The 743-nt window shown below is 28.5% G+C and carries 1 protein-coding gene; it reads right to left on the bottom strand.

Going from position 1 to position 743, the window contains the following annotated elements:
- On the bottom strand, positions 1–584 hold a 584-nt coding region (locus RI01_RS03250; RefSeq protein WP_017193239.1), incomplete at its 3' end, for a hypothetical protein.
- Positions 585–743 lie beyond the last annotated feature (159 nt).

The following is a 743-nucleotide window of genomic DNA, read 5'->3' as shown; positions in this document are numbered from 1 at the left end:
AAAGCTTTACTACCAATTTTAAGGATTTTACCACCGACATTCGCTATTTTGGAAGTAGCTTTTTTTTGAATGATGGCTTTAGTTCCTTTTTTAATGGTTTTTGTCTTTCCGCTTTTTAACCAATGACCGACTTTCCCAATTCCCAAACAAATGCCGATGACGCTTAAAGTAGTTGCTAGATAATAACCTAATTTATTTTGCGACGAAGGATTGTGATTAGGATCTTTATCATTGCCTGTTAATTTATGATAGATATATTCAATAAAATTACGAATTGGTTGAGTAGCTTTATCGTATAACGATTTAGTTTTAGCTGGGGCATCACTCGTAAAAGCGTTGATTTGGTTTAAAACTTCAGGAAAAAATTTGAAAAGTGTCCAATAAATTGCCCCACCAATTAGGATAAATGGTAATAAAAATAAGATTTTGTTTATAATTGATTTTAAGGTTTTAAGGAACCAATTTTCTTTTTTAGTTTGTGTTTCAATAATTATTTTAGGAGGTTCGGTTATCGGTTTTCTTTTAGTAATGATTATTTTTCCCGTTGATTTTTTTGTATTTTTTTTGTTATTTTTTTTATTCATAGTTTTTCTCTCTTTCTTTAATTTGATATAAAAAAAGACTCTAATCAATATTAGAGTCTTAAGTTGATATAAGTTGTTATTTATTGGATATTGGGATTAATTACATTATGTTTATCTTTAAAGATTGATAAAGTTTTACGCACAGGGTTGAAGTGGAGG

The organism is Italian clover phyllody phytoplasma str. MA1, from assembly GCF_000300695.1.
GTDB lineage: Bacteria > Bacillota_I > Bacilli_A > Acholeplasmatales > Acholeplasmataceae > Phytoplasma.
Note: the sequence above shows the minus strand (reverse complement) of the source record. Positions and strands in the feature narration are given on the sequence as shown.